General features: G+C 52.4%; 28 protein-coding genes. 5 read left to right on the plus strand and 23 right to left on the minus strand.

Annotation, left to right across the window (positions count from 1 at the left end):
• Positions 1-20 precede the first annotated feature (20 nt).
• Entirely contained in the window at positions 21-665 is a 645-nt protein-coding gene (yfcF, locus tag ACUU1I_RS00990; RefSeq protein WP_000042440.1) for a glutathione transferase, read from the minus strand.
• Positions 666-800: 135 nt separating this feature from the next.
• Here yfcF and yfcG point away from each other — a divergent pair, with 135 nt between their 5' ends.
• The 3 genes from yfcG to ACUU1I_RS01005 are packed head-to-tail and all read left to right on the plus strand — an operon-like array spanning position 801 to position 2,781.
• The gene (gene yfcG / locus ACUU1I_RS00995; RefSeq protein WP_000566470.1) at positions 801-1,448 is read left to right on the plus strand and encodes a GSH-dependent disulfide bond oxidoreductase; all 648 of its coding nucleotides are present in this window, start codon (positions 801-803) and stop codon (positions 1,446-1,448) included.
• A gap of 56 nt (positions 1,449-1,504) precedes the next feature.
• Positions 1,505-1,867: a dihydroneopterin triphosphate 2'-epimerase gene (folX, locus tag ACUU1I_RS01000; protein ID WP_000068457.1), complete on the plus strand. Its 363-nt coding sequence runs from the start codon at positions 1,505-1,507 to the stop codon at positions 1,865-1,867.
• 20 nt (positions 1,868-1,887) lie between these two features.
• Positions 1,888-2,781 (plus strand): TIGR01777 family oxidoreductase, encoded by an 894-nt coding sequence (locus ACUU1I_RS01005; RefSeq protein WP_001028344.1) that lies wholly within the window; start codon positions 1,888-1,890, stop codon positions 2,779-2,781.
• Positions 2,782-2,828: 47 nt separating this feature from the next.
• Here ACUU1I_RS01005 and rpnB read toward each other — a convergent pair whose 3' ends face one another.
• The 16 genes from rpnB to pdxB form a co-directional block, all read right to left on the minus strand.
• Entirely contained in the window at positions 2,829-3,719 is an 891-nt protein-coding gene (gene rpnB / locus ACUU1I_RS01010) for a recombination-promoting nuclease RpnB (protein WP_152030556.1), read from the minus strand.
• Between the two features lie 196 nt (positions 3,720-3,915).
• Complete coding sequence (gene hisP, locus ACUU1I_RS01015; RefSeq protein ID WP_001293605.1) at positions 3,916-4,689, minus strand: histidine ABC transporter ATP-binding protein HisP; 774 nt, start codon at positions 4,687-4,689, stop codon at positions 3,916-3,918.
• A gap of 7 nt (positions 4,690-4,696) precedes the next feature.
• The gene (locus ACUU1I_RS01020) at positions 4,697-5,413 is read right to left on the minus strand and encodes an ABC transporter permease (protein WP_000569958.1); all 717 of its coding nucleotides are present in this window, start codon (positions 5,411-5,413) and stop codon (positions 4,697-4,699) included.
• Complete coding sequence (gene hisQ / locus ACUU1I_RS01025; protein WP_000965506.1) at positions 5,410-6,096, minus strand: histidine ABC transporter permease HisQ; 687 nt, start codon at positions 6,094-6,096, stop codon at positions 5,410-5,412. Before hisQ ends, ACUU1I_RS01020 begins: the two co-directional genes overlap by 4 nt.
• 89 nt (positions 6,097-6,185) lie before the next feature.
• Positions 6,186-6,968, minus strand: a complete 783-nt coding sequence (gene hisJ / locus ACUU1I_RS01030) for a histidine ABC transporter substrate-binding protein HisJ (RefSeq protein WP_000737628.1) — start codon at positions 6,966-6,968, stop codon at positions 6,186-6,188.
• A 220-nt stretch (positions 6,969-7,188) separates the two neighbouring features.
• Entirely contained in the window at positions 7,189-7,971 is a 783-nt protein-coding gene (gene argT / locus ACUU1I_RS01035) for a lysine/arginine/ornithine ABC transporter substrate-binding protein ArgT (protein ID WP_000748269.1), read from the minus strand.
• Positions 7,972-8,236: 265 nt separating this feature from the next.
• Positions 8,237-8,806 (minus strand): flavin prenyltransferase UbiX, encoded by a 570-nt coding sequence (gene ubiX, locus ACUU1I_RS01040; protein ID WP_000825706.1) that lies wholly within the window; start codon positions 8,804-8,806, stop codon positions 8,237-8,239.
• Between the two features lie 94 nt (positions 8,807-8,900).
• Positions 8,901-10,418 carry an amidophosphoribosyltransferase gene (gene purF / locus ACUU1I_RS01045; protein ID WP_000334220.1) on the minus strand — a complete coding sequence of 506 codons (1,518 nt, stop codon included), beginning with the start codon at positions 10,416-10,418 and terminating at the stop codon, positions 8,901-8,903.
• Positions 10,419-10,454: 36 nt separating this feature from the next.
• Positions 10,455-10,943 carry a colicin V production protein gene (gene cvpA, locus ACUU1I_RS01050; RefSeq protein WP_000262113.1) on the minus strand — a complete coding sequence of 163 codons (489 nt, stop codon included), beginning with the start codon at positions 10,941-10,943 and terminating at the stop codon, positions 10,455-10,457.
• A 258-nt stretch (positions 10,944-11,201) separates the two neighbouring features.
• Positions 11,202-11,864, minus strand: a complete 663-nt coding sequence (dedD, locus tag ACUU1I_RS01055; RefSeq protein WP_000146992.1) for a cell division protein DedD — start codon at positions 11,862-11,864, stop codon at positions 11,202-11,204.
• Positions 11,854-13,122, minus strand: coding sequence for a bifunctional tetrahydrofolate synthase/dihydrofolate synthase (gene folC / locus ACUU1I_RS01060; protein WP_000584603.1), 1,269 nt, complete (start codon positions 13,120-13,122; stop codon positions 11,854-11,856). Before folC ends, dedD begins: the two co-directional genes overlap by 11 nt.
• A gap of 69 nt (positions 13,123-13,191) precedes the next feature.
• Complete coding sequence (accD, locus tag ACUU1I_RS01065) at positions 13,192-14,106, minus strand: acetyl-CoA carboxylase, carboxyltransferase subunit beta (protein WP_000118391.1); 915 nt, start codon at positions 14,104-14,106, stop codon at positions 13,192-13,194.
• Between the two features lie 155 nt (positions 14,107-14,261).
• Positions 14,262-14,921 (minus strand): DedA family protein, encoded by a 660-nt coding sequence (locus tag ACUU1I_RS01070; protein WP_000364322.1) that lies wholly within the window; start codon positions 14,919-14,921, stop codon positions 14,262-14,264.
• An 82-nt stretch (positions 14,922-15,003) separates the two neighbouring features.
• The gene (truA, locus tag ACUU1I_RS01075; RefSeq protein WP_001283581.1) at positions 15,004-15,816 is read right to left on the minus strand and encodes a tRNA pseudouridine(38-40) synthase TruA; all 813 of its coding nucleotides are present in this window, start codon (positions 15,814-15,816) and stop codon (positions 15,004-15,006) included.
• Complete coding sequence (locus ACUU1I_RS01080) at positions 15,816-16,829, minus strand: aspartate-semialdehyde dehydrogenase (RefSeq protein WP_001289146.1); 1,014 nt, start codon at positions 16,827-16,829, stop codon at positions 15,816-15,818. Before ACUU1I_RS01080 ends, truA begins: the two co-directional genes overlap by 1 nt.
• Before the next feature lie 65 nt (positions 16,830-16,894).
• Positions 16,895-18,031, minus strand: coding sequence for a 4-phosphoerythronate dehydrogenase PdxB (pdxB, locus tag ACUU1I_RS01085; RefSeq protein WP_152030557.1), 1,137 nt, complete (start codon positions 18,029-18,031; stop codon positions 16,895-16,897).
• A 98-nt stretch (positions 18,032-18,129) separates the two neighbouring features.
• Between pdxB and flk the strand changes: the two genes are divergently transcribed.
• A complete protein-coding gene (gene flk, locus ACUU1I_RS01090; RefSeq protein WP_000615793.1) occupies positions 18,130-19,125 on the plus strand; it encodes a flagella biosynthesis regulator Flk in 996 nt (331 codons plus the stop codon).
• Here flk and ACUU1I_RS01095 read toward each other — a convergent pair.
• Both ACUU1I_RS01095 and fabB read right to left on the minus strand, forming a co-directional pair.
• Positions 19,122-20,300: an MFS transporter gene (locus ACUU1I_RS01095; protein WP_000127802.1), complete on the minus strand. Its 1,179-nt coding sequence runs from the start codon at positions 20,298-20,300 to the stop codon at positions 19,122-19,124. The two genes, flk and ACUU1I_RS01095, sit on opposite strands and share 4 nt — an antisense overlap.
• A 274-nt stretch (positions 20,301-20,574) precedes the next feature.
• Complete coding sequence (gene fabB / locus ACUU1I_RS01100) at positions 20,575-21,795, minus strand: beta-ketoacyl-ACP synthase I (RefSeq protein WP_000817166.1); 1,221 nt, start codon at positions 21,793-21,795, stop codon at positions 20,575-20,577.
• Positions 21,796-21,953: 158 nt separating this feature from the next.
• On the opposite strand from fabB, the gene mnmC reads away from it, so the two are divergent.
• Positions 21,954-23,960: a bifunctional tRNA (5-methylaminomethyl-2-thiouridine)(34)-methyltransferase MnmD/FAD-dependent 5-carboxymethylaminomethyl-2-thiouridine(34) oxidoreductase MnmC gene (gene mnmC / locus ACUU1I_RS01105; protein WP_000683816.1), complete on the plus strand. Its 2,007-nt coding sequence runs from the start codon at positions 21,954-21,956 to the stop codon at positions 23,958-23,960.
• Between the two features lie 120 nt (positions 23,961-24,080).
• Here the strand turns inward: mnmC and ACUU1I_RS01110 are convergent, their stop codons facing one another.
• Genes ACUU1I_RS01110 through mepA form a run of 4 tightly spaced genes read right to left on the minus strand, consistent with a single transcriptional unit; the run spans position 24,081 to position 26,574 of the window.
• Positions 24,081-24,359: a YfcL family protein gene (locus ACUU1I_RS01110; RefSeq protein WP_000559763.1), complete on the minus strand. Its 279-nt coding sequence runs from the start codon at positions 24,357-24,359 to the stop codon at positions 24,081-24,083.
• 33 nt (positions 24,360-24,392) lie between these two features.
• Positions 24,393-24,941 carry an elongation factor P hydroxylase gene (epmC, locus tag ACUU1I_RS01115; RefSeq protein ID WP_001089233.1) on the minus strand — a complete coding sequence of 183 codons (549 nt, stop codon included), beginning with the start codon at positions 24,939-24,941 and terminating at the stop codon, positions 24,393-24,395.
• On the minus strand, positions 24,941-25,750 hold the full coding sequence (locus tag ACUU1I_RS01120; RefSeq protein WP_000447357.1) for a sulfite exporter TauE/SafE family protein: 810 nt from the start codon (positions 25,748-25,750) through the stop codon (positions 24,941-24,943). The genes epmC and ACUU1I_RS01120 overlap by 1 nt, the downstream gene beginning before the upstream one ends.
• Positions 25,750-26,574, minus strand: coding sequence for a penicillin-insensitive murein endopeptidase (gene mepA / locus ACUU1I_RS01125; protein ID WP_001043825.1), 825 nt, complete (start codon positions 26,572-26,574; stop codon positions 25,750-25,752). The genes ACUU1I_RS01120 and mepA overlap by 1 nt, the downstream gene beginning before the upstream one ends.
• Position 26,575 lies beyond the last annotated feature (1 nt).

Below are 26,575 nucleotides of genomic sequence, written 5' to 3' on the forward strand. Positions count from 1 at the left end.
ACTGGATTCTGTCGTTGCTATCAGCCAGATTGCTTCGCCGAAAGTGCAATAAAACGCTGGACAGACGCTCGCTGCCACTGGAATGTCGCATAATCCACCAGGCGTTCTGGCACCTCATCGCCATGTAGTACCAGGCGGTTAATCATTAGCGCCAGATCAGTATCAGCAATGCACCATTCACCAAATAAATTCGGCTGACCCAGTGCTAACAAATGTTCTGCCATCGCGAACAGTTTCTCTGCACTGGCTTTTCCCTCGGCCGTTAGTGGCGCTTTTTTCGCCCCCGCAAAGACAACATCCGTCGGACGCTCTTCGCGGATGGGCATCAGATCGCTGCGCAGCCAGGCCTGAATCTGTCGTGCACGCGCACGATTTTCTAAATCAAGCGGATAAATACGTTCCCAGGTCGGTGGCGCAAATCGATCTTCCAGATACTCCGCAATGGCAGAAGATTCACTCAACTCAAAATCATCGATTTGTAATAACGGCACACGGCGTGTCTGACCGTAACCTTGCCACGTCGGCTGCAAATGTTCACCGCTGTCGAGGTCGATGGTCTTGATATGAAACGACAGGCCTTTTTCCTGCAACGCCACCCAGGCGGATAACACATAAGGGGAGAAAAAGTGGGCATCTGACCAAAGCGTGATAGCGGGTTTACTCATTATGTCCTCGGCAATAAAGGGGGCTGGCTATCAAACTATAGAGCCTTTTTGTCACTGTCACGTGACGAATACTCACGTAAGTCGCCGCGCTTTCTATACTTGTGGTGTTCAGATGATTAAACAACCGGAGCTGCAATGATCGATCTCTATTTCGCCCCGACACCCAATGGTCACAAAATTACGCTGTTTCTCGAAGAAGCAGAGCTTGATTATCGCTTGATTAAGGTAGACCTGGGGAAAGGCGGTCAGTTTCGTCCGGAATTTTTGCGCATTTCGCCCAACAACAAAATTCCGGCAATTGTTGATCATTCTCCTGCCGATGGCGGCGAACCGTTAAGCCTCTTTGAGTCTGGTGCCATTTTGTTGTATCTGGCTGAGAAAACAGGACTCTTTTTGAGTCATGAAACGCGTGAGCGCGCCGCCACATTACAGTGGTTATTCTGGCAGGTAGGCGGACTGGGGCCGATGCTTGGGCAAAATCATCATTTTAATCACGCAGCCCCCCAAACCATTCCTTACGCTATTGAACGTTATCAGGTTGAAACTCAGCGTCTTTACCATGTACTAAACAAGCGGCTGGAAAACTCGCCCTGGCTGGGAGGCGAGAACTACAGCATTGCGGATATTGCCTGCTGGCCGTGGGTTAATGCCTGGACTCGCCTGCGAATTGACCTCGCAATGTATCCGGCAGTCAAGAACTGGCATGAGCGGATCCGTTCGCGCCCTGCCACCGGGCAGGCACTGCTAAAAGCACAACTCGGTGATGAGCGTTCGGATAGTTAACAGAAACAGGTTCTCGTGTATTATTTCATCCTAAGTAAAACAACGGAGAACCTGCAATGGCACAACCTGCCGCTATTATTCGTATAAAGAACCTTCGTTTGCGTACGTTTATCGGAATTAAGGAAGAAGAAATTAACAACCGTCAGGATATTGTTATCAATGTGACGATCCACTACCCCGCCGATAAAGCGCGCACTAGCGAAGATATCAACGATGCGCTGAATTATCGCACCGTAACGAAAAACATTATTCAGCATGTAGAGAATAACCGTTTCTCTTTGCTGGAAAAATTAACTCAGGATGTGCTCGATATCGCACGTGAACATCACTGGGTGACGTATGCTGAAGTGGAGATCGATAAACTGCACGCGCTGCGCTACGCCGATTCGGTATCCATGACCTTAAGCTGGCAGCGTTAATCGCCATATCGGGAGGCTGCATGAACATAGTGATCACCGGAGGGACGGGATTAATTGGTCGCCATTTGATTCCGCGTTTGCTGGAGCTGGGCCATCAAATTACGGTAGTGACGCGTAACCCGCAGAAAGCCAGTTCCGTTCTCGGCCCTCGGGTGACACTATGGCAAGGGCTTGCCGATCAAAGCAACCTCAACGGCGTTGATGCGGTAATCAACCTGGCCGGAGAACCGATTGCTGATAAACGCTGGACTCACAAGCAAAAAGAGCGTCTCTGCCAAAGCCACTGGAATATCACGCAAAAACTGGTCGATTTGATTAATGCCAGCGACACGCCGCCGTCGGTACTCATTTCCGGCTCGGCAACGGGCTATTATGGCGACTTAGGTGAAGTGGTGGTTACCGAAGAGGAACCGCCGCATAACGAATTTACTCATAAACTCTGCGCCCGCTGGGAAGAGATTGCCTGCCGGGCGCAAAGTGACAAAACGCGAGTGTGCCTGCTGCGAACCGGCGTGGTACTGGCACCGGACGGCGGTATTCTCGGTAAAATGCTGCCACCGTTTCGTCTTGGCCTGGGCGGGCCGATTGGTTCCGGTCGGCAGTATCTGGCCTGGATTCATATTGATGATATGGTCAACGGCATTCTCTGGCTGCTGGATAACGAGCTGCGCGGGCCATTTAATATGGTTTCGCCCTACCCGGTACGCAATGAACAATTTGCCCATGCGCTCGGTCATGCGCTGCATCGCCCGGCTATTTTGCGCGTCCCCACAACCGCCATTCGGCTGTTAATGGGCGAATCTTCAGTACTGGTATTAGGTGGACAACGCGCGCTGCCTAAACGGCTGGAAGAAGCGGGTTTTGCGTTTCGCTGGTACGATTTAGAAGAGGCGCTGGCGGATGTCGTTCGCTGATGTGGTTTACAGCAAACATCCGCCAGTTAACTCCCTGTGTTACAGGATTAGTGGCTTTGCGCGATAAGATCGTCTGGTGAAAGTCGGGTCACCATCATAACTAACTCTCTGTCTAAACCTCTATCCAGCATCTCCTGAGCAATACGCAGGGCTTCTTCGTGTTTGCCCTGCATTGCGCCTTCTTCACGTAATCTGTCAGCAATGGTCATCAGTTTCTCCTTTTCTTGTGGTGCGCGTTCTGTTATCTCACCAATAAATGCACGGAAACGCTGGGCATCCCCTGTTTGTAATACGTAATTAAACAGGGCTTTTAGCTGTCTGTCATTAGTGTTCCCTGTAACTAGCAGCGAAACAATTTGGTCGACTAATCCCAACAGATCGCGCTGACGAATATGTTTCTGAATTAACTCCAACAGCGCCATTTTGCGGTGTTGCATAATCTCGTCATCCGGCACCACGGCAATATCCACCAACGGAAACGCTGATGAATATATTTTGCGGGCTATAGCAGGCTCGGCAAATTCATCAAGCCAGCAGAGTGAATAAGGATAAGGACTTCTGCAACCATGATAAAACAGCATCGGGATCACCAATGGAAGCTCTTTATAGCCCGCATCAAGATGGTTTTGCATTGCCGCAATGGAATAACGCATCATGCGAAAAGCCATTAATTCTTCCGGCTTACTTTGGTGCTCTATCACTACATAAATATAACCCACTCCCTCCTGCGTTTTCACAGACCACAAGAGGTCGGAATAATATTGCCGCAGGTCTTCATCAATAAAACTGTTTGGTTCTAGTTTAAGCGTCGTTAAATCACACAGTTTGCGCAGCGGCGCGGGAAGATGAATATTAATAAAATTCCGCGCGGTGTCTGGATGGCGTAAAAAAGATTTAAATACCGCATCATGCGGCGTGGAAGTTGTCGATATTGTCATGGCGTTCCGTCACCCCTCAAATTTAAGATGACGCGACAATAACCACGATTAACACCCAATGCAGCAGGCAGTTTTTATCTTTGGACAGCGAATTCAGAAGTATTTTTAGCGGACTGCAACTTTTACATTTCAGCGGAAGCTGACTCGCAAATTCCCCTTGAAAATACTCCGGCAGCGTTAGCCACCGGAGAGGAAATTATTTCAGCGATCCCTTAAGGAACTGTTGCAGACGAGGGCTTTGCGGGTTGCCAAATAACTGCTCCGGCGCGCCCTCTTCTTCTATTTTCCCCTGATGGAGGAAAATGACGTGAGTAGAAACATGGCGAGCAAAGCCCATTTCGTGAGTCACTACCACCATGGTTTTCCCCTCTTCTGCCAGTTGCTGCATAATACGTAACACTTCGCCTACCAGTTCAGGATCGAGCGCCGAGGTAGGTTCATCAAACAGTAAAACTTCTGGTTCCATCGCCAGCGCCCGCGCGATAGAAACACGCTGTTGCTGACCGCCGGAAAGATGCACCGGATATTTCCCCTGCGCACGTTCGTCTATCCCGACTTTCGCCAGATACTTCACCGCCCGCTCGCACGCTTCCTGCTTGCTCAGGCCCAACACCTGAATCGGCGCTTCCATGACGTTTTCCAACACCGTCATATGGCTCCAGAGATTGAAGTGCTGGAATACCATCGTCAGGCGTGTGCGCAGTAAGCGCAGTTGATTTTTATCGGCGACTTTGAGTTGACCGTCTTTGTCGCGCACCAGATTGATCGTCTGGCCATTGACCACGATCGATCCTTCACTCGGTTTTTCGAGGAAGTTAATGCAGCGCAGAAAGGTACTTTTCCCCGATCCCGACGATCCGATGATGCTTATTACATCTCCGGCATTCGCTTGCAGTGAGACCCCTTTCAGCACTTCGTGTTCGCCATAGCGTTTGTGCAAATCGATAACGTTTAATTTATTCTCGGACATCGTATTCTCAGTGCGTTGAAGAAGGTTTCACATGCTGCAACCAGCGTTTTTCCGCTCTGCGAAAGAGGCTGATCAGGACATAAGAGATGATTAAATAGAGCACCGCGGCAATGCCGAAGGCGGTAAAAGGTTGATACGTGGCGGCGTTAATATCGCGGGCTATTTTCAGCAGATCCGGCACAGTGGCCGTAAACGCCAGCGCAGTAGAGTGCAGCATCAGGATCACTTCGTTGCTGTATGCCGGTAACGCAATACGCAGCGCAGAAGGCAAAATAATGCAGCGATACATTTTAAAGGTCGAGAAGCCATAGGCTCTGGCGGCTTCAATTTCCCCATGCGGAACCGAACGGATTGCCCCAGCAAAAATCTCGGTAGTGTAAGCGCAGGTGTTAAGCGTCAGCGCCAGCACGGTACAGTTCAGGCCACTGCGGAAGAAAGCGTTAAGGAATTCGGTTCCCTTAACAATCTCAAGCGTGTACATGCCGGAATAGAACACCAGCAACTGAACATACAGCGGCGTACCGCGAAAAATATAGGTAAATAACCAGATTGGAAACTGGATGTATTTATTACTGGAGACACGACCAATCGCCAGAAACAGCGCCAGGACTCCGCCTATCACTACCGACAAAATAAGCAGCCACAGAGTGATCGCCACACCAGTAAAGCGATAACCGTCGGTCCACAGCAGCGGTTTCCAGTATTCATGTAAGATTTCGATCACAGGTCAGCCCTCTTCACACCCACGGAGTAGCGGCGCTCAAGGAACAGCAGCACACCATTGGAAACGGTGGTGAAAACCAGGTAAATCACGCCACAGACGATGGCGAAATAGAACGGTTCCCAGGTACTTTTGCCTGCCAGCTGCGTGGCTTTGACCACATCTTCCAGGCCGAGTAACGAAACCAGTGCGGTAGATTTGAGGATCACCTGCCAGTTGTTGCCAATGCCTGGCAGGGCGTAACGCATCATCGCCGGAAACATGATCCTCCGAAACACTTGCCCGCGAGTAAAACCGAACGCCGTCGCCGCCTCTATATGCCCTTTCGGCACTGCCATAAACGCGCCACGGAACGTTTCGGTAAAATAAGCACCGTAGATAAAACCGAGAGTGATAATACCAGCGACCATCGGATCGATATCAATCTGCCCGACGCCCATCGCCTCCGTCACCATGTTTAGCGCAATCTGCAAACCATAGAAAATCAGCAGCATCAACACCAAGTCCGGCACGCCTCGAATCAGCGTGGTGTACCCTTCGAAAATCAGCCCCAAAAGCCGATTTTGCGAGAGCTTACCGCCAGCGCCAATTAAACCGATGATTACAGCGAGCACTACAGAGCTGATAGCCAGCTCCAGCGTGACGAGCGCACCCTGTAAAATAACACCTGAAAACCCATACAACATGCTGCCTGTCCTGTCGTGTGTGGTGAATTACCGCCTCTTGTCTCCCTCCGGTTACCCGAAGGGAGCGGGCTTTCTTTCACCGATGGCGATTAACCACCATAAACATCAAAATCGAAGTACTTTTTCGCTAATTTCTCGTAAGTACCGTCAGCGCGCATTTCGGCAAAGGCTTTGTTCAGTGCCTCGCGCAGTTCGTTATCTTCTTTACGCAGGCCCATGCCGGTCCCTACGCCAAACAGTTTTTCATCTTTAACAGACGGACCACCGAATTTGTAATCTTTACCGACGGGTTGTTTGAGGAAACCTTCGCTGGCAGCGACCTCATCCTGGAACGCGGCATCAATACGTCCGGCAGTCAGGTCAGAATAAATGTTGTCCTGCCCCTGATACGAGACGATTTCAATGCCTTTTGGTGCCCAGTGTTCATTACCGAACGTCTCCTGGGTGGTGCCCTGCAATACGCCTACCCGTTTGCCTTTCAGCGACTCGACTGTCGGCTGAATGTCAGAATTTTTCGCCACCACCAGACGAGAATCGGCAGCGTACAGTTTGTCGGTGAAGGCAATTTCTTGCTGACGTTTTTCCGTAATGGAAAGCGATGACATGATGGCGTCAATCTTCTTCGCTTTTAAGGACGGGATTAACGCATCCAGCGGGTTTTCGACAAACGTACATTGCGTATTGATGCGCTTGCACAACTCCTTCGCCAGCTCGATATCGAAACCAACCAGTTCGCCTTGTGAATTTTTTGATTCAAATGGCGCATAGGTCGGGTCGGTACCGATGCGGATGTTTTGCGGAATTGCAGCAAGTGCCGCAGTTGCGCTGGAGAAGGCCAGAACCAGAGAGAGCGATAGCACCAGTTTTTTCATAATGTCCTCAACTGACAGTCTTTTTATAGGGAATATTTACAGGTTTGTTACACTTATCGTGCCATAAAATTGACCATCAAGGCAAAATATCCCGCCCCGTTAGACGTATTATTTTTCATTAAAAATGCTTAAGTATGCATTTCAATGCACCACGATAGTGCAACAAACCTGGCGTGCACCATGATGATCATTCCATCAGGTACAGCTTCCCAGCGACGTATCAGTCACCGTAGACATTAAAGTCGAAATACTTTTTCGCCATCTTGTCGTAGGTGCCGTCCTGACGCAGCTCGCCAAGCGCCTTATTGAAGGCAGCCGTCAGTTCAGCATCATCTTTACGTAGCCCTACACCGGTGCCATCACCGAAGTATTTTTTGTCTTTTACTGATGAGCCAGCAAAGGCGAAATCTTTACCAGCAGGTTGCTTGAGGAATCCTTCGCTGGCAGCAACTTCATCTTGTAACGCAGCATCCAGACGTCCTGCAGCCAGATCGGAATAGACCAAATCCTGGTTGGCATAGGCCACCACATCCACGCCTTTACTACGCCAGGTCTCGTTAGCGTAAGCTTCCTGGGTTGATCCCTGCAGCACACCAACATGTTTACCTTTCAGTGAATCCAGCGTTGGCTGAATCGGTGAACCTTTGGCAGCAATCAAACGAGAATCTGCGGCGTACAGCTTGTCGGAGAAGGCAATCTCCTGCTGACGTTTATCGGTAATGGAAAGCGACGAAATAATAGCGTCGATTTTTTTCGCTTTCAGTGAGGGGAGCAGCGCGTCAAAGTCACTGGCAACCCAGGTACATTTCACCTGCATCCGTTTGCACATCTCGTTACCGAGATCGATATCAAAGCCAACAAAATCACCTTTAGCATCTTTCGACGAGAACGGCGCATAGGTGGTATCGGTTCCGATACGTACCGTCTCCGGTAGCGCCGCATAGCTGGAAGCCGCTGCGGAGAGACCGACTAATAAAGACAGAGCGAGAATCGACTTCTTCATACATAACCCTCAAGTGAAAATGGCTTTTTTATGTTGTGTATTGTGTTGTGTGTTTGCAGGCTCTTTCATGCAGGTCTTATGCCATCTTGACGACAACAGTAACATTCAACGTTAAATATGTTAATAAGACGTTGCATTATTGTCCTGAAGTTGAAGATAGCAGGTATAGCGGTTGAATCGCAGCGTTTCGATTGAATGGCAGAAACAAAATGTCGAGGATTTGATCGCGGTTGCAAAATTGCCCTGAAACAGGGCAACAGCGGAGTTATGCGCCCTGCCAGCGGGCAAAGAGATCTTCAGGAAGGGTTATTGCAAACTGGTCAAGAACACGATTAACCGTCTGATTTATCACATCATCAAGGGATTGCGGGCGATGATAAAACGCCGGAACGGGAGGCATAATCACCGCACCGATTTCTGCCGCCTGAGTCATTAAACGCAGATGGCCTAAGTGCAATGGTGTTTCACGCACGCAGAGCACCAACGGGCGACGCTCTTTCAGCACCACATCTGCCGCACGGGTCAGTAAGCCATCAGTATAGCTATGGACAATGCCGGACAGGGTTTTGATTGAACAGGGTAAAATCACCATCCCCAGCGTCTGGAAAGAACCGGAAGAGATGCTGGCGGAAATATCGCGCGCATCGAGCGTGACATCAGCTAATGCCTGCACTTCGCGCAGGGAAAAATCCGTTTCGAGGGATAAGGTCTGGCGCGCCGCCTGGCTCATCACCAGATGCGTTTCGATATCTGTGACATCGCGCAGAACCTGTAATAAGCGCACGCCATAAATCGCGCCGCTGGCACCGCTGATGCCTACAATGAGTCGTTTCATAAATAGTTGCCCTGTCAGACTTGCAGGCAGACTTTGCAGTATTTCGGCGGGAGTTGCAAGTCAGGGTGCCAGACCGGCACCCTCAGCGAAGGCATCATCCTTCGTTATGCATTTCGAGATTTTCCACTTCGTTCTGACGTTGCACTGCTTTGGCGTCATCATTACGTAACGTATCGAGGAAATCGAGGTAGCCCTGATCAACATCTTTGGTGACGTAGACGCCGTTGAACACCGAGCATTCAAACTGCTGGATATCCGGATTTTCAGCGCGAACGGCGTCGATCAGATCGTTCAGATCCTGGAAAATCAACCCGTCAGCACCGATGATCTGGCGAATTTCATCAACTTCGCGACCGTGAGCGATCAGTTCCGTGGCGCTCGGCATATCAATACCATAAACGTTCGGGAAGCGAATTTCCGGTGCCGCAGAAGCGAGGTACACTTTCTTCGCTCCGGCTTCGCGTGCCATCTCGATAATCTGCTCAGAAGTGGTGCCACGGACGATGGAGTCGTCGACCAGCAGGACGTTTTTATCGCGGAACTCGGCGCGGTTGGCATTCAGTTTACGGCGCACGGACTTACGACGCAGCTGCTGGCCCGGCATGATAAAGGTGCGGCCAACATAGCGGTTTTTAACGAAGCCCTGGCGGTACGGTTTGCCCAGAATACGAGCAATTTCCAGCGCGATATCACACGAGGTTTCTGGGATCGGGATCACCACGTCGATATCCAGATCTTCCCATTCGCGGGCAATTTTCTCGCCCAGTTTCGTGCCCATATTCACACGCGCGCTGTAAACGGAAATTTTGTCGATAAACGAGTCCGGGCGGGCAAAGTATACATACTCAAACAGGCACGGATTGCTGACCGGATTGTCAGCACATTGACGGGTAAACAACTGCCCTTCTTCAGTGATGTAAATCGCTTCGCCCGGCGCGACGTCACGCAGGAAATCAAAGCCCAGCGTATCGAGCGCTACGCTTTCGGAAGCGACCATATATTCTGTACGGTTCTCGTCAATATCACGTTTTCCCAGTACCAGCGGACGAATCCCGTTTGGATCGCGGAAAGCAACCATACCGTGGCCGATAATCATCGCCACACAGGCATACGCGCCGCGGATTAAGCGGTTTGTGGCAGCAATGGCAGCGAAAATATTGTCGGCTTCCAGCGGGTAGTGGCGGAAGTTGTCCAGCTCGCTGGCGAAGATATTAAGCAGAATTTCCGAGTCGGAAGTGGTGTTGATGTGGCGGCGTTTTTCTTCAAACAGTTTTTTACGCAACTCGTGAGCGTTGGTCAGATTGCCGTTGTGGGCAAGCGTAATGCCATACGGGGAGTTAACGTAAAACGGCTGCGCTTCAGAGGCGCTGGAGCTGCCAGCCGTAGGGTAACGCACATGACCAATGCCCATATTGCCCTGCAAACGCTGCATATGGCGAGCTTCAAATACATCGCTCACCAGCCCGTTCGCTTTACGCAAACGGAAGCAGTTATTGGCATCTATGGTGATGATGCCGGCGGCATCCTGACCGCGATGCTGAAGCACCGTTAAGGCATCATAAATCGACTGGTTAACCGGCATAACACCGGCGATACCGACAATACCGCACATACGTCTTTTTCCTCGTTAAGCCACATCTCAGAGCACTTACGCTCTGGGCAAGAAACTTGACGAGCTTTGCAGATAATCAAAAAACCATCTGATGATAAAACTGAATTGCGGGATCAGCTGTGATTTGCTCCAGTCTTCACTTTTCGACACCCCGGTAAAGGAGTCGAGAAAGAAGAGAATGGCGGCAACAATCAACACACCGCGCAACGCACCGAAACAGACGCCCAGCACCCGATCGGTGCCTGACAACCCCGTTTTCTCCACCAACTGGCCTATCACGAAGTTCACGATAGCACCAACGATCAGGGTAGCGATAAACAGTACCGCGATGGCAATCCCATTTCGAACCAGTTCGTCTTCAAAGCCCGTAAACCAGACTGACAGGTAAGTGTAGTAATGACTGGCAACAAAGAAAGCACAACCCCATGTCACCAGCGATAACGCTTCACGAACAAAGCCGCGGATCAGGCTAACCAGAGAGGAAAAAGCAATCACCGCGATTATGGCGTAATCAATCCAGACCATATGTGTCCCACGATTTTACGCCCTGTCATCCTGTTCGGGGCGCATTCTAACAGAAAAAGAAAACGTTTGCGTAGGGATTTCCTTCCCGCGCATCAATAAAAATGGCGCTGAAAAAATATTCAACGCCATCGACTTTTTATGCCTTTGCGGCATCGTGCAATGCGTGTCGGATGCGGCGTAAACGCCTTATCCGACCTACGGTTCTAACACTGCCCAAGCCTGATAAGACGCGCCAGCGTCGCATCAGGCAAGACTGTGTTAATTCGGCGTATAGCCCATTACCACGCCACTTAAGCCAGAAAGTTGCTTCAACTCACCCAGCGAACCTTTCAGCTTATCTTTCGAGGCATCCGGCCCAACCAGAATACGGGTAATTTTACCCTGCACTGGCGTGGATGGCGACGTATAAACCCGATAACCGGCACCGCGCAGCTTACCGACAATCTCATTCACTTTATCGGCATTTTTCAGCGCACCCAGTTGCACAACATAGGCTTTACCCGTTGGCGCTGCTTTTTCTTCCACGACCGGCTTCGGTTCTGGCTTCGGCGCAGGTGGTGCTTCAACCTTTGGTTTAGGCGGCTCCACCGGTTTCGGCTTCGGTGGGGCGACCGGTGCAGGTTCCGGTTCAAACTCGGTGTTATTGGCTGCAATAGTGGCCGGATCGAGCGACGGTGCTGCGGCATCACCTGCCCGCACCTCTTCCGCTGCGCCTTCCGGCGGCTGCGTCGGCAACGCCTGGGTGGCGGCTGGCATCATATCAGGCTCATCACGATCGCCCGCTTTCGGCACCAGCGGGATAGCCGCGAACTCATCCTGATAATGTTTTTTCTGCCCGTCCAGCAGCCCTGGAAGTACAATCACCCCCAGCGCCACCAGCACGATCGTGCCCACTAACCGATTCTGAAACTTACTTGCCACCGCTTCTCCTCGCGTCAATCACTTCCATGACATGTGCGACCGTGTGGAAAGAACCACACACCAGCACGGTGTCTTCCGCTTTAGCGTCCGCCATTGCGGCATCCCATGCCTGCGCAACGCTATCAAATGATTTGCCGTTACCCAAATGCTCAAGCAGTTGTTCTGCCGTGGCACCGCGCGGCCCTTCCAGTGGCGCACAATACCAGTCATCAACCACGCTTTTCAACCAGGCCAGAGTTCCGGCAATATCTTTATCATGTAGCATACCGATAACCGCCAGCACGCGCCCGTTTTTCGGTAGCGCTTTCATACGCCCGGTGAGATATTCCGCCGCATGTGGATTATGCGCGACATCAAAAATAACGCGTGGCGACTCGCTCACAATCTGGAAACGTCCCGGCAAAATTGCGCTGGCAATCCCGTCGCGAATGGCATTTTCACTGACTTCCAGCCCGCTGGCACGCAGTGCCGCCAGCGCCGTTGCGGCATTCGGTTGCGGGACAAGCGGCAACGGCAGATTTTCCAGCGTGCCGTGAGCATCGCTAAACGCCCAGTCATGATCGGTGACGGAATAGTTCCACTCAACGCCCCGACGTTGTAACAGTGCACCTTTTTCCTGCGCCACATCAGCAATGGTAGAAGGCATTTCCGGCTCACCGACAATTGCCGGTTTTTCGCTGCGGAAGATGCCTGCTTTCTCGCGACCAATACTTTCGCGATCTGGACCCAGCCAGTCGGTATGATCCAGCGCAATACTGGTTACTACCGCGGCATCGGCATCGACAATATTGGTTGCGTCCAGACGACCGCCCAGCCCTACTTCCAGAATCACCACGTCAAGTTGTGCCTGCTTGAACAGCCACAACGCCGACAGCGTACCGTACTCGAAATAGGTCAGGGAAATATCACCGCGTGCCGATTCAATCTCCGCAAAAGAGGCGGTGTGGGCCGATTCCGGCAATTCCCGGCCCTGCACACGTACGCGCTCGGTATAACGCACCAGATGAGGCGAACTGTAGACGCCCACTTTGTACCCTGCCGCCATCAGAATCGACTCCAGCGTACGGCAGGTGGTGCCTTTGCCATTCGTACCCGCAACGGTAAACACAAATGGCGCTGGTTTCAGGACGCCAAGACGCGCCGCGACCTGGCTCACGCGCTCAAGGCCGAGCTCGATAGTTTTACTGTGCAGGTTTTCCAGATAAGAAAGCCACGAAGCCAGAGGCGACGCGGCTTGAGGAGTGCGTTTGATAATCATGGTATCCGCTGATTCGTTACGGTGAGAATAGCAAAAGGGCAGAGCCAGTGGCCCTGCCCTTATCAGTTATCAGGCCTCAGGTTCCTGATCCGGTACCGGGGGTACCACTACGCCTTCACGCGGCGCTTCAGGATTCGGCGCTGGCAGATTCATCAACTTCGCCAGAATGCTCGCCAGTTTCAGGCGCATTTCCGGACGACGGACGATCATGTCGATCGCGCCTTTCTCGATCAGGAATTCACTGCGCTGGAATCTAGGCGGCAGTTTTTCGCGAACGGTCTGTTCGATAACACGCGGACCGGCAAAGCCGATTAACGCTTTAGGTTCAGCGATGTTGAGATCGCCCAGCATGGCGAAACTTGCAGAAACACCGCCCATCGTCGGGTCGGTCAGCACGGAGATGTACGGCAAGCCGCGCTCCTGCATTTTTGCCAGTGCCGCAGAGGTTTTCGCCATCTGCATCAGCGACATCAGTGCTTCCTGCATACGTGCGCCACCAGAGGCGGAGAAGCAGATCAGCGGGCAGTTATCTTCCTGCGCCTGCTCAACGGCACGCACGAAACGTGCACCCACAACAGACCCCATTGAACCGCCCATAAAGGCGAACTCGAATGCCGCAGCGACAACCGGCATTCCATACAGAGTGCCTTTCATCACCACCAGCGCATCTTTTTCGCCGGTTTCTTTCTGCGCAGATGCCAGACGGTCTTTATACTTCTTGGAGTCACGAAACTTCAGCTCATCTTTCGGCTCAAGCTCGCTACCCAGCTCCACAAGGCTTCCTTCATCTAACAGGCTATGCAGGCGATTACGCGCTGTCATACGCATGTGATGGTCACACTTCGGACAGACCTCAAGATTACGTTCCAGCTCAGCGCGGTATAAAACCTGACCGCAGCTATCACACTTAGTCCACACCCCTTCAGGAATGCTCGCCTTGCGGGTGGGAGTAATGTTGCTTTTAATTCGTTCAATCCAGCTCATTAGGGACCTTTCTGTCTGAACTTGGTTCGATGCCAGTTTTATCTTTGGGGACGCATAATGCCATTTTTGCCCCCAACAGACCATGAATGTTGCACATTAAAACATAACAGCCCGAAACTTTGGATAAAAAAGTGGTCGAACCGCGGAGTTACTTTTTATTTTGCGGCGCGTGCCGCAGCGCGTTTGTGACGGATTATTTCGATGACGCCCGGCAAAATAGAAACCACAATAATCCCGACGATCAGCAGCTTAAGGTTATCCTGAACCATCGGGATTGTACCGAAGAAATAGCCTGCGTAGGTAAAAAGCAGTACCCACAACAGTGCGCCGATCACGTTATAAGCAGCGAAATGACGGTACGACATGTGGCCCATTCCCGCAACAAACGGGGCGAACGTTCTGACGATCGGCACAAAACGGGCGAGAATAATCGTTTTGCCGCCATGTTTCTCATAAAACTGATGGGTTTTGTCGAGATAACTGCGACGGAAAATTTTCGAATTGGGATTACTGAATAACTTTTCACCGAACAACCGCCCGATAGTGTAATTGACCGCGTCACCCACAATCGCGGCGATCAGCATCAGCACTACCATCATATGGACGTTGAGATCGTTGGTTTCCAGTGATGCCAACGCTCCGGCAACAAACAGCAATGAATCACCCGGTAAAAACGGCATTACCACCAGACCGGTTTCACAGAACAAAATTAAGAACAAAATGGCATAAACCCAGACGCCGTACTCCGCGACTAGCTCTGCCAGATGCACGTCAATGTGCAGGATAAAATCGATGAGGAAATAAATCAGGTCCATATTTGCCTATGCCTTGTACTCGTCATCTTTCAGGCTGTAACTACGTTGGCTACAGCCTGAAATGTTCCGAGCATTATTCTCGTTAGTCCGCCAGAAATAGCGGGCCCATTGGCGGTTTTGGAAGATCATACCGGTCAGGGTAATCCACCGCGACCAGATACAGCCCTTCCGCTTTTGCCGTTGCTGCCGCCAGCGTTCTGTCCTTTGCCGCCAGCAACTCTGCTATCCAGCTCTCCGGCTGGTTGTGGGCACCGACTTCCATCAGGCTGCCGACAATATTCCTGACCATATGATGTACAAAGGCATTCGCTTTGATATCAACCACCACATAAGGACCGTGACGCGTGACATTAATATGCATAACGTTGCGCCACGGGGTTCGGGACTGGCACTGCACCGCACGGAACGAGGTGAAATCATTCTCGCCCAGCAAGCATTGCGCAGCCCGATGCATCCGTTCAGCGTCCAGCGGTTCGTAAAAATGGGTTACCCCTTTACTCAGTACCGCCGGGCGCAGCCGATGATTGTAGATGATGTAGCGATAACGGCGAGCCGTGGCGCTAAATCGGGCATGAAAATCATCAGGTACAGCTTTAACCCAACGCACGGCGATGTCACCAGGTAAATTCGCATTTACGCCCAAGGTCCACGCCGCGTCTTTGCGCTGCGCGGTTGTTTCGAAATGCACCACTTGCCCGGTACCGTGTACCCCTGCGTCAGTACGCCCGGCGCAGAAGACGGTGATGGGTTCGTTCGCCACCTGGGAGAGCGCCTTTTCCAGCTTCTCCTGCACACTGCGGACTTCATTCTGCCGTTGCCAGCCGTAATACTTACTGCCGTCGTACTCAATGCCCAGCGCAATTTTATAAACTGGCAGTTGTTGCTGGTCGGACATTAGTACAGATACTCCTGCACCAGTTTCTCGGCGATTTTTACTGCCATCAGCGCGCCGCCAAAGCGAACGTTATCGGCCACCGACCAGAGCTGGACTTGCTCCGGCATACCGTAGTCATTACGCACGCAGCCAACAGAAAGATGCGGCGTACCCGAAGCATCCCCTACCTGAGTCGGGAATTCGTTCTCTTCAGAGAGCACAATATCTTCGCCCTGAGCAAACGCATCACGCGCTTCTTCTGCCGCCAGCGGACGCAGTGCTTCAAAGTTGACCATCTGGGCATGACCGTAGAATACCGGTGCCTGGACGACGCTTGCCGAAATCATCAGCCCTTCGTCCTGCAGGATTTTGCGTACTTCGTCAACGATACGACGTTCTTCACGCACGCTACCTTCGCTATCCGGCAACAACGGCAGCATATTGAACGCCAGTTGACGACCGAAGAAATCTTCTTCGTCAATCGGAATGCCGTTGAGCAATTTCGCACTCTGCCCCGCTAACGCATCGACCGCTTTTTTGCCCTGGGCGGAGGCTGAAATCAGGCTGGTAACACTGATACGCGACAAACCGCCCTGATCGATTAACGGTTTCAGTGCCGCCAGCAGCTGGCTGGTCAGACTGTCTGGTACGGCGATGACATTCCGGTTGCGGTAATCGGTCAGTACAAACGGGTTTACTTCCGGCACCACCAGCGGTACGTCGGGTTCGAGAGCAAACAGTCCGCTGCTGTCGATCACCAGGCAACCTGAGTTGGTCGCTTCTTCAACCCAGGCAGCGGTAGCTTCTTTGCCTGCGACAAAAAATGCCAGCTGCGCCTGCGTCCAGTCGAATTCAGCGGCATCCTGCACGGTGATTGTTTTACCACCAAAGCGCAGTTGTTCGCCTGCGCTTTCGTTACGTGCCAGTGCATAAATTTCCCCAACCGGGAACTGACGTTCAGCCAGCGTTTCAAGCAGGGCTTCGCCCATAGCGCCAGTTGCGCCCAGGACGGCAATGTTCCAGCCTTCAGACATGGTGGTTTACTCCAGAAATAGCAAAGCTCCCTGCCAATGTTACAGCAGAGAGCATGAAGAAGAGATTAACGTGCCGGATGATGAACGGCGTTAAAACCCAGTTTACACAGCAATGATGCCGCACTGGCGTCATCACAAATTACATACAGAGATGACCATTCACGGCGCTCAAGATAGTTTTTGCGCAGTTTATCGAACTCACCCGGTATCCCGGCGACTTTACGCAGCGGTGCGTCATCGCGGCGCACATCATACACCAAATGCACCAGCCTTTTCAGCGTCGGTTGATCGAGCGGACCATGCAGCGTAATGCGGCCAAACTCAGGCGCGGGCAGCAACGTATCCAGCGCAACGTGTTGTTCATGCCCAATAAACTTGCTATAGGCTTCAAACACTTGCGTCGTGCCACGCGCTTTACCCTCCAAGGTATAGCCTGCGATATGCGGCGTGCCGATATCCACTTTTGTCAGCAATTCCACATTAAGTTCCGGCTCGCCTTCCCAGACATCCAGCACCACGCTTAACTTCTGGCCTTCATTCAGGCAGGTCAGCAGCGCGGTATTATCGACGACTGCGCCACGGCAGGCGTTAATCAGAATCGCTCCGGGCTTCAGGCTACGGATCAGTTTTTCATCCGCCAGATGTAGCGTTTTGTACGGACCATCTTTAAAGAGTGGCGTATGGAAAGTCAGAATATCCGCGCGCTGGACTAACTCATCCAGCGAGCGGAAATCACCCTCATCCCCACGGTCGGCGCGAGGCGGATCGCAAAGTAAGGTTTTAATCCCTAACGCTTCCAGTCGCGCCTGCAATCGACGTCCAACGTTACCAACGCCCACGATCCCCACCGTACGGTCGTGCAGTGAAAATCCATCGCGTTCGGCAAGCATCAGCAGGGAGGAGAAAACATATTCCACCACCGCAATCGCATTACAGCCAGGTGCAGCGGAAAAACCAATTCCCGCCTGCTTCAACCATGCTTCATCGACATGGTCGGTCCCCGCAGTGGCAGTTCCAACAAATTTAATGGGTTTTCCTGCCAGCAAAGATTCATTCACTTTCGTGACCGAACGCACCATCAGCGCATCCGTGTCTGCCAGTTGAGCGACGGGGATTGGACGCCCGGGAACCGCGATCACCTCACCCAAACGGCTAAATAAGTCGCGGGCATAAGGCATATTTTCATCAACAAGGATTTTCACGTTTGTGTTACCTGTATGAGACGAGAGTTAACCGGACAAGTGTGCCATAATCTCGCGGCCAGGCATACTTGCGAAGATTTCAGGTATAAGGATACGTAATGATACAACCTATTTCCGGCCCTCCTCTTGGGCAGCCACCAGGTCAGGGAGATAACCTACCGTCTGGCGCGGGCAATCAGCCTTTATCCAGTCAGCAACGTACTTCGCTGGAAAGCTTAATGACGAAAGTGACCTCACTGACGCAACAACAAAGAGCAGAACTGTGGGCGGGTATCAGGCACGATATTGGTCTGTCGGGAGATTCACCGCTGCTTTCGCGTCACTTCCCTGCCGCTGAGCATAATCTGGCGCAACGTCTGCTGGCCGCGCAAAAAAGCCATTCTGCCCGCCAGCTTTTAGCGCAATTAGGGGAGTATTTACGTCTGGGGAATAATCGTCAGGCGGTCACGGATTATATCCGTCATAACTTTGGTCAGACGCCGCTGAATCAGCTCTCACCGGAGCAATTAAAAACCATTCTCACCCTGTTGCAGGAAGGGAAGATGGTTATTCCGCAACCACAGCAGCGCGAGGCGACCGACCGTCCTTTATTACCGGCGGAGCACAATGCGCTAAAACAGCTGGTGACCAAACTTGCGGCGGCAACGGGGGAACCCAGCAAACAGATCTGGCAATCGATGCTGGAACTTTCCGGGGTGAAAGATGGCGAGTTAATTCCAGCGAAACTGTTTAACCATCTGGTGACCTGGCTACAGGCGCGTCAGACGCTAAGCCAGCAAAATACGCCGACGCTGGAATCACTACAGATGGCGCTAAAACAACCTTTAGATGCCAGTGAACTGGCGGCGTTATCGGCATATATCCAGCAAAAATATGGCCTTTCTGCGCAATCATCGCTTTCTTCTGCCCAGGCCGAGGATATTCTTAATCAGCTTTATCAACGGCGGGTTAAAGGGATTGATCCGCGTGATATGCAACCGCTGCTTAATCCTTTTCCACCGATGATGGACACGTTGCAAAATATGGCAACGCGTCCCGCGCTGTGGATACTGTTAGTCGCGATTATCCTGATGCTGGTCTGGCTGGTTCGTTAACCCCGACGAAATGACAGTATCGTGACAATAATACCCAGCACCGCAGAGATCGCCCCGGCAAGAAATACCGAAGAGTAACCAAACGTGGTCGCCAGCATTCCCGCCAGCGGCCCGGAGACGCCGAGGGCGATATCCTGAAACGCGGCGTAACCGCCCAGTGCGGTGCCGCGAACTTGTGAGGGGACGCGTTTAACCACCTCCACGCCCAGCGCAGGAAAGATAAGCGAACATCCGGCTCCGGTTAACGCCGCGCCCGCTAATGCGACCCATGCACCTGGGGCTTGCCAGAGCAGCAACAAGCCCACCGTTTCTACAAGCAGAGAGACAATCGCCACTTTCACGCCGCCAAAACGGTCCGGCATCCAGCCAAACATGACGCGCATCACGACAAATGCGCCGCCAAACGCGGTAAGAGTAAAGCCCGCCATCGCCCATCCTTTGCTGGCAAAGCAGAGCGAAACGAAAGTCCCGATAACCGCAAAACCAACGCCTTGTAGTGCCAGCCCTAACCCTGGTTTCCAGATAAGCCCGACAACGCTCCACAGCGATGGACGTTCTCCCGCCAGGGCCGGTACTTTGCGCACTGTGCCGTTACAGGCCCACGCCAGTAAGGGTAATACCATTGTGGTGATCGCCAGTGCGGCAAAACCGTAATGGCTATGAATCAACAGGCCAAGCGGCGCACCAACAGCGAGGGCACCGTAAATCGCCATTCCGTTCCATGACATCACTTTGCCAGAGTGTTTTGGCCCTACGATGCCTAACCCCCAGGTCAGAGCGCCTGTCAGTAACTGGCTTTCACCAAACCCAAGAATCAAACGCCCGATGACCAACAGGGCAAATTTGAACGGTGCGGAGACAGGCAAAATCGCCGCCAGCAGCAACGCGCCGCCAGCCAGACCACAAGCTAACATCCCCTGAAGCGCCGAACGTTTTGCGCCATATTGATCGGCCAGTCGCCCGGCGTAACCACGCGTCAGCACCGTAGCCAGAAACTGAATCCCGACGGCAATGCCGACCATGGTATTGCCATAGCCCAGATCATGATGAACAAACAGCGGGATAACCGGCAACGGCAACCCTACGGTCATGTAGGTGAGAAAAACCGCAAAAGCGATGCGGAAGAGCGAAAAACTGGCAGAAGATCGTGTTTCGGTTTGGCTTACAGCAGTCATGCATTACTCCAGAATGCAGCGCAAGGCGAGGAGTATCCCCGTCTCATCTCTCTGGTTTCAGGGTTACGGTGCGTTGGCAGGATTTAACGCGTACGTCTTTTCAGAAGGAAATCGACAAAGCGGGAAGTTTGCCTAGAACTGGTGGCGATTGTCAATGATGTGAAAAAGGGAACCATCAGGTTCCCTTTTGCGTTAGTGCCGGAGGCCGCATTGGCGCGTAACGTCGGATGCGACGCTGGCGCGTCTTATCCGACCTACTCCGGCCTACTGCGAATTAATCTTTCAGCTTGCGCATTACCAGCGTGGCGTTGGTGCCGCCGAAGCCGAAGCTGTTAGACATAACAGTGGTCAGTTCGCGATCGGTCGTTTCGGTCACGATGTTCAGACCCGCAGCCTGCTCGTCCAGCTCTTCAATGTTGATGCTCGGGGCGATAAAGCCGTGTTCCAGCATCAGCAGAGAGTAGATAGCTTCCTGCACACCCGCAGCGCCCAGTGAGTGACCGGTCATGGCTTTGGTTGCAGAAATCGCCGGGCTCTTATCGCCGAACACTTCACGGATAGCTGCCAGCTCTTTCACGTCGCCAACCGGAGTCGAAGTACCGTGAGAGTTCAGGTAATCGATTGGAGTATCAACGCCATGCATCGCCATCTGCATACAACGTACTGCGCCTTCGCCAGACGGAGCAACCATGTCTGCACCATCAGAGGTTGCGCCGTAGCCAACGATTTCAGCATAGATGTAAGCACCACGCGCCAGCGCGTGTTCCAGCTCTTCAACCACTACCATACCGCCGCCGCCAGCGATAACGAAACCGTCACGGTGAGCGTCGTAAGTACGGGAGGCTTTTTCCGGGGTGTCGTTGTATTTAGTAGACAGCGCACCCATCGCGTCGAATTCGCAGGCCATTTCCCAGCACAGCTCTTCGCCGCCGCCAGCAAACACGATGTCCTGTTTGCCCAGTTGGATCTGCTCTACTGCGTTACCGATACAGTGTGCGGAAGTCGCACACGCGGAGCTGATGGAGTAGTTAACGCCATGAATTTTAAACGGCGTGGCGAGACAGGCAGAAACGCCGGATGCCATCGCTTTAGTGACCACATACGGGCCAACCGCTTTCAGGCCGCGCGGGCCGCGCATTGCGTCAGCGCCGAACACCTGGAAACGCGGGGAACCGCCGCCGGAACCTGCAATCAGGCCAACGCGCGGGTTATTCTGGTAAGCTTCCGGAGAGAGGCCCGCATCAGCGATTGCCTGCTCCATAGAAAGGAATGCATAAATGGATGCGTCGCTCATAAAGCGCACAACTTTGCGGTCAATGAGGCCAGTGGTATCCAGTTTTATGTTGCCCCAGACGTGGCTACGCATGCCGGAATCCTTCAGCTCCTGAGAGAAAGTGATCCCTGAACGTCCTTCACGCAGAGATGCCAGGACTTCCTGCTGGTTATTACCGATGCTGGAAACAATGCCCAGGCCAGTAATCACTGCACGTTTCATTCAATACCTCTGTAAGTCGCACATAGAGTAAGTTTCGAATGCACAATAGCGTACACTTGTACGCCGAACAAGTCCGATCAGCCATTTAATAGAGAAATTTGCGCAGCCTTACACACATCGCTAAGATCGAGCCACCGCCTGTAAGACGAGTAACTTACGTGAAACACTACTCCATACAACCTGCCAACCTCGAATTTAATGCTGAGGGTACACCTGTTTCCCGAGATTTTGACGATGTCTATTTTTCCAACGATAACGGGCTGGAAGAGACGCGTTATGTTTTTCTGGGAGGTAACCAATTAGAGGTACGCTTTCCTGAGCATCCACATCCTCTGTTTGTGGTAGCAGAGAGCGGCTTCGGCACCGGATTAAACTTCCTGACGCTATGGCAGGCATTTGATCAGTTTCGCGAAGCGCATCCGCAAGCGCAATTACAACGCTTACATTTCATTAGTTTTGAGAAATTTCCCCTCACCCGTGCGGATTTAGCCTTAGCGCATCAACACTGGCCGGAACTGGCTCCGTGGGCAGAACAACTTCAGGCGCAGTGGCCAATGCCCTTGCCCGGTTGCCATCGTTTATTGCTCGATGAAGGCCGCGTGACGCTGGATTTATGGTTTGGCGATATTAACGAACTGACCAGCCAACTGGACGATTCGCTAAATCAAAAAGTAGATGCCTGGTTTCTGGACGGCTTTGCGCCAGCTAAAAACCCGGATATGTGGACGCAAAATCTGTTTAACGCCATGGCAAGGTTGGCGCGTCCAGGCGGCACGCTGGCGACATTTACGTCTGCCGGTTTTGTCCGCCGCGGTTTGCAGGAAGCCGGATTCACGATGCAAAAACGTAAGGGCTTTGGGCGCAAACGGGAAATGCTTTGTGGGGTGATGGAACAGACATTACCACTCCCCTGCTCCACGCCGTGGTTTAATCGTACGGGCAGCAGCAAACGGGAAGTAGCGATTATCGGCGGTGGTATTGCCAGCGCGTTGTTGTCGCTGGCGTTATTACGGCGCGGCTGGCAGGTAGCGCTTTATTGCGCGGATGAAGCCCCCGCGCTGGGTGCTTCCGGCAATCGCCAGGGGGCGCTGTATCCGTTATTAAGCAAACACGATGAGGCGCTAAACCGCTTTTTCTCTAATGCGTTTACTTTTGCTCGTCGGTTTTACGACCAATTACCCGTTAAATTTGATCATGACTGGTGCGGCGTCACGCAGTTAGGCTGGGATGAGAAAAGCCAGCATAAAATCGCACAGATGTTGTCAATGGATTTACCCGCAGAACTGGCTGTAGCCGTTGAGGCAAATGCGGTTGAACAAATTACGGGCGTTGCGACAAATTGCAGCGGCATTACTTATCCGCAAGGTGGTTGGCTGTGCCCAGCAGAACTGACCCGTAATGTGCTGGAACTGGCGCAACAGCAGGGTTTGCAGATTTATTATCAATATCAGTTACAGAATTTATCCCGTAAGGATGACTGTTGGTTGTTGAATTTTGCAGGAGATCAGCAAGCAACACACAGCGTAGTGGTACTGGCGAACGGGCATCAAATCAGCCGTTTCAGCCAAACGTCGACTCTCCCGGTGTATTCGGTTGCCGGGCAGGTCAGCCATATTCCGACAACGCCGGAACTGGCAGAGCTGAAGCAGGTGCTGTGCTATGACGGTTATCTCACGCCACAAAATCCGGCGAATCAACATCATTGTATTGGTGCCAGTTATCATCGCGGCAGCGAAGATACGGCGTACAGTGAGGACGATCAGCAGCAGAATCGCCAGCGGTTGATTGATTGTTTCCCGCAGGCACAGTGGGCAAAAGAGGTTGATGTCAGTGATAAAGAGGCGCGCTGCGGTGTGCGTTGTGCCACCCGCGATCATCTGCCAATGGTAGGCAATGTTCCCGATTATGAGGCAACACTCGTGGAATATGCGTCGTTGGCGGAGCAAAAAGATGAGGCGGTAAGCGCGCCGGTTTTTGACGATCTCTTTATGTTTGCGGCTTTAGGTTCTCGCGGTTTGTGTTCTGCCCCGCTGTGTGCCGAGATTCTGGCGGCGCAGATGAGCGACGAACCGATTCCGATGGATGCCAGTACGCTGGCGGCGTTAAACCCGAATCGGTTATGGGTGCGGAAATTGTTGAAGGGTAAAGCGGTTAAGGCGCGGTAATCTGCTCTCGCAGTGTTTGCCGGATGCGGCGTGAACGCCTTATCCAACCTACGTGTGACGTGTAGGCCTGATAAGACGCGATAAGCGTCGCATCAGGCATGGTGCTCCAGACGCCGCAACTTACAGCTGTGACGCCTGCTGAAACAGGTTTTCCCACATATCGGTCACCAGCGCCTGGTCACGCGGCGACAATTCACCGGCACCAATGGCTTTTTCCAGACTCTGGCTAACGGTCGTATGCACCGCCTGAGCGGAGTGGTCATCACCACTTTCCAGTTCTGCGATGGCTAATGTCAGGTGGCCACGCAAATACCCACTGGCAAACAACTCATCATCACTGGCATGGTCAACCATGCCGTCGATTAATGCCAGAATGCGTGATTCAAACTCCGCGATCATCTTCTTTCCTCATTGTAAAACGTGGCGCTGGCTTCAGTTGAGCGCTTCCGGCCACGGGAACTGTTCCGCCGTAAGTTCCGGCGTGTGATAATAATTTTGTAGTGCTTTAATGAAGCGTGCCGGGCGTTCCGGAATGCCATTTGTCAGATAATCCATCACCTGCGCATGTACCCGCCGTTGAAACACCACACGATCCGGTTCGAAATCCCCTTCCAGATTGTCGCAACTGACGTTAAACGGATATCCAGCCGCCACGCAGAATAACCAGTCGAACGCCTGCGGCTTCACTTCAACATCTTCAAACTGGCTTTGCGTCTGGGCATCGCGTCCGTCCGGGCAATACCAGTAGCCGAAATCAACCAGCTCACGGCGCGCTTTTCCGGCAATACACCAGTGCGAAATCTCATGAATTGCGCTGGCATAAAAGCCATGAGCAAAGACGATTCGGTTATACGGTACTTCCGCATCAGCAGGAAGATAGATCGGTTCGTCGTCGCCTTTAATCAGACGGGTATTAAATTCATCGGCAAAGCAGCTATTAAAAATTTCAATCAACTGCTCGTAGTGGTGTGTACTGTTCATTAGTTCATCCCCAACCAGTGGAGGATCTCCTGTCCGTGGCTATCGTAAAGTAATTTGGCACTCATCACCGCCGAGACGATAACAATCATCGGGCGGATCAGCTTTTGTCCTTTGCTCAACACCAACCGTGAACCCATGCGCGCGCCGAGGAACTGCCCCACCAGCATGACAAAGCCCGTCGCCCAAATCACTTTGCCGCCGAGAATAAACAGCAGCAGACCGCCAATGTTTGACGTTGCGTTGAGTAATTTGGCGTGAGCCGTGGCTTTGGCGAGGTTGAATCCGCACAGCATAACGAAGGCCAGCGCGTAAAACGATCCGGCAGCCGGGCCAAAGAATCCGTCATAAAAACCGACGCAGCCACCGGCAATTAACGCAAAGGGTAAACCGTACATCCGGCGCTGGCGATCTTCTTCACCCAGCTTTGGCATCAGCAAGAAATAGAGGCCGATACAAATCACCAGAATGGGCAAAATCTGCCGTAAGACATCAGCCTGAACGTACTGTACCAACAGTGCGCCGCTCATTGAGCCGACAAAGGTCATGGCAATATTGAGTTTCTGATCGCTTAAACTAACCACTTTGCGGCGAATAAAGTAGATAGTGGCGGAAATAGAGCCGCCGCAGGCTTGCAGTTTATTGGTTGCCAGCGCGTTAGCGGGAGACATTCCCGCAGCCATCAATGCCGGAATGGTGAGTAACCCACCGCCACCGGCAATCGAGTCGATAAATCCCGCCAGCATGGCGACAAAAAAGAGAACTCCCAGCAACAGCGGAGAAACCATAAACAGGCTATTAAACGTTTCCATTAGATCACGTGCTCATCCAGTAGCGCCTGGCAGGAAGGCGGCAACGGAGGCGGTGTCTTCTTCTCAGGCTTTGTTGTTCCCGGTTTTGGAGGTTCAAACCAGCTTTGCAGTTCTGCCCCGCAACCATCGCCTGATGGCGGTAAAGGTTGATCTTCACACTCCAGACTATCGGCAGGGCAACGTAATCGTACATGCATATGCGCGCGATGCTGGAACCAGGGTCGCACTTTGCGCAACCAGTCGCGATCGGTGCCCGCATCAAGGCAAAGTTGTTGTTTAATCGCCGGATTAACAAAAATGCGCGTGACGTCTTTGTCCTGGGCGGCGAGTTTGATCAAGCTGAAAATTTCTGGCTTCCACAGCGTGGAGACAACGTGTTTACCGTCGCGGGAAACTAAGTCCAGTGCTTGCGGGCGCAAGAGCTGCGCGGAGGTCCAGCGAGTTTTCGGCAGTTGCAGAAAGATATCGACATCCAGTCCGGTCTGGTGGCTGGCATGACCGCCGTTGAAACGCCCACCAGCGGGCATCCCCATATCGCCAATCAGCACCGTACCCATGCCCAGATTGCTCACCTGGCTACTCAGACGCTGGATAAACATCACCAGATCCGGGTGACCGAAATAGCGACGCTGATCGGTACGCATGACCTGATAATGTTCGGACTGTATCGGCAACGTGTCAGCGCCGACAATACAGCCATTAGAAAAACTGCCTATCGATTGTGCGCTACCCGGCACAGGTTGGGTTATTTTTTGCCACGGCGTCGCTGCCAGGCTAGCGCTACTGGCAAGCAGAGCCAGCAGCGCAATCGCGGTTTTGTTCATT

Source organism: Shigella sp. SIG3 (genome assembly GCF_053555855.1).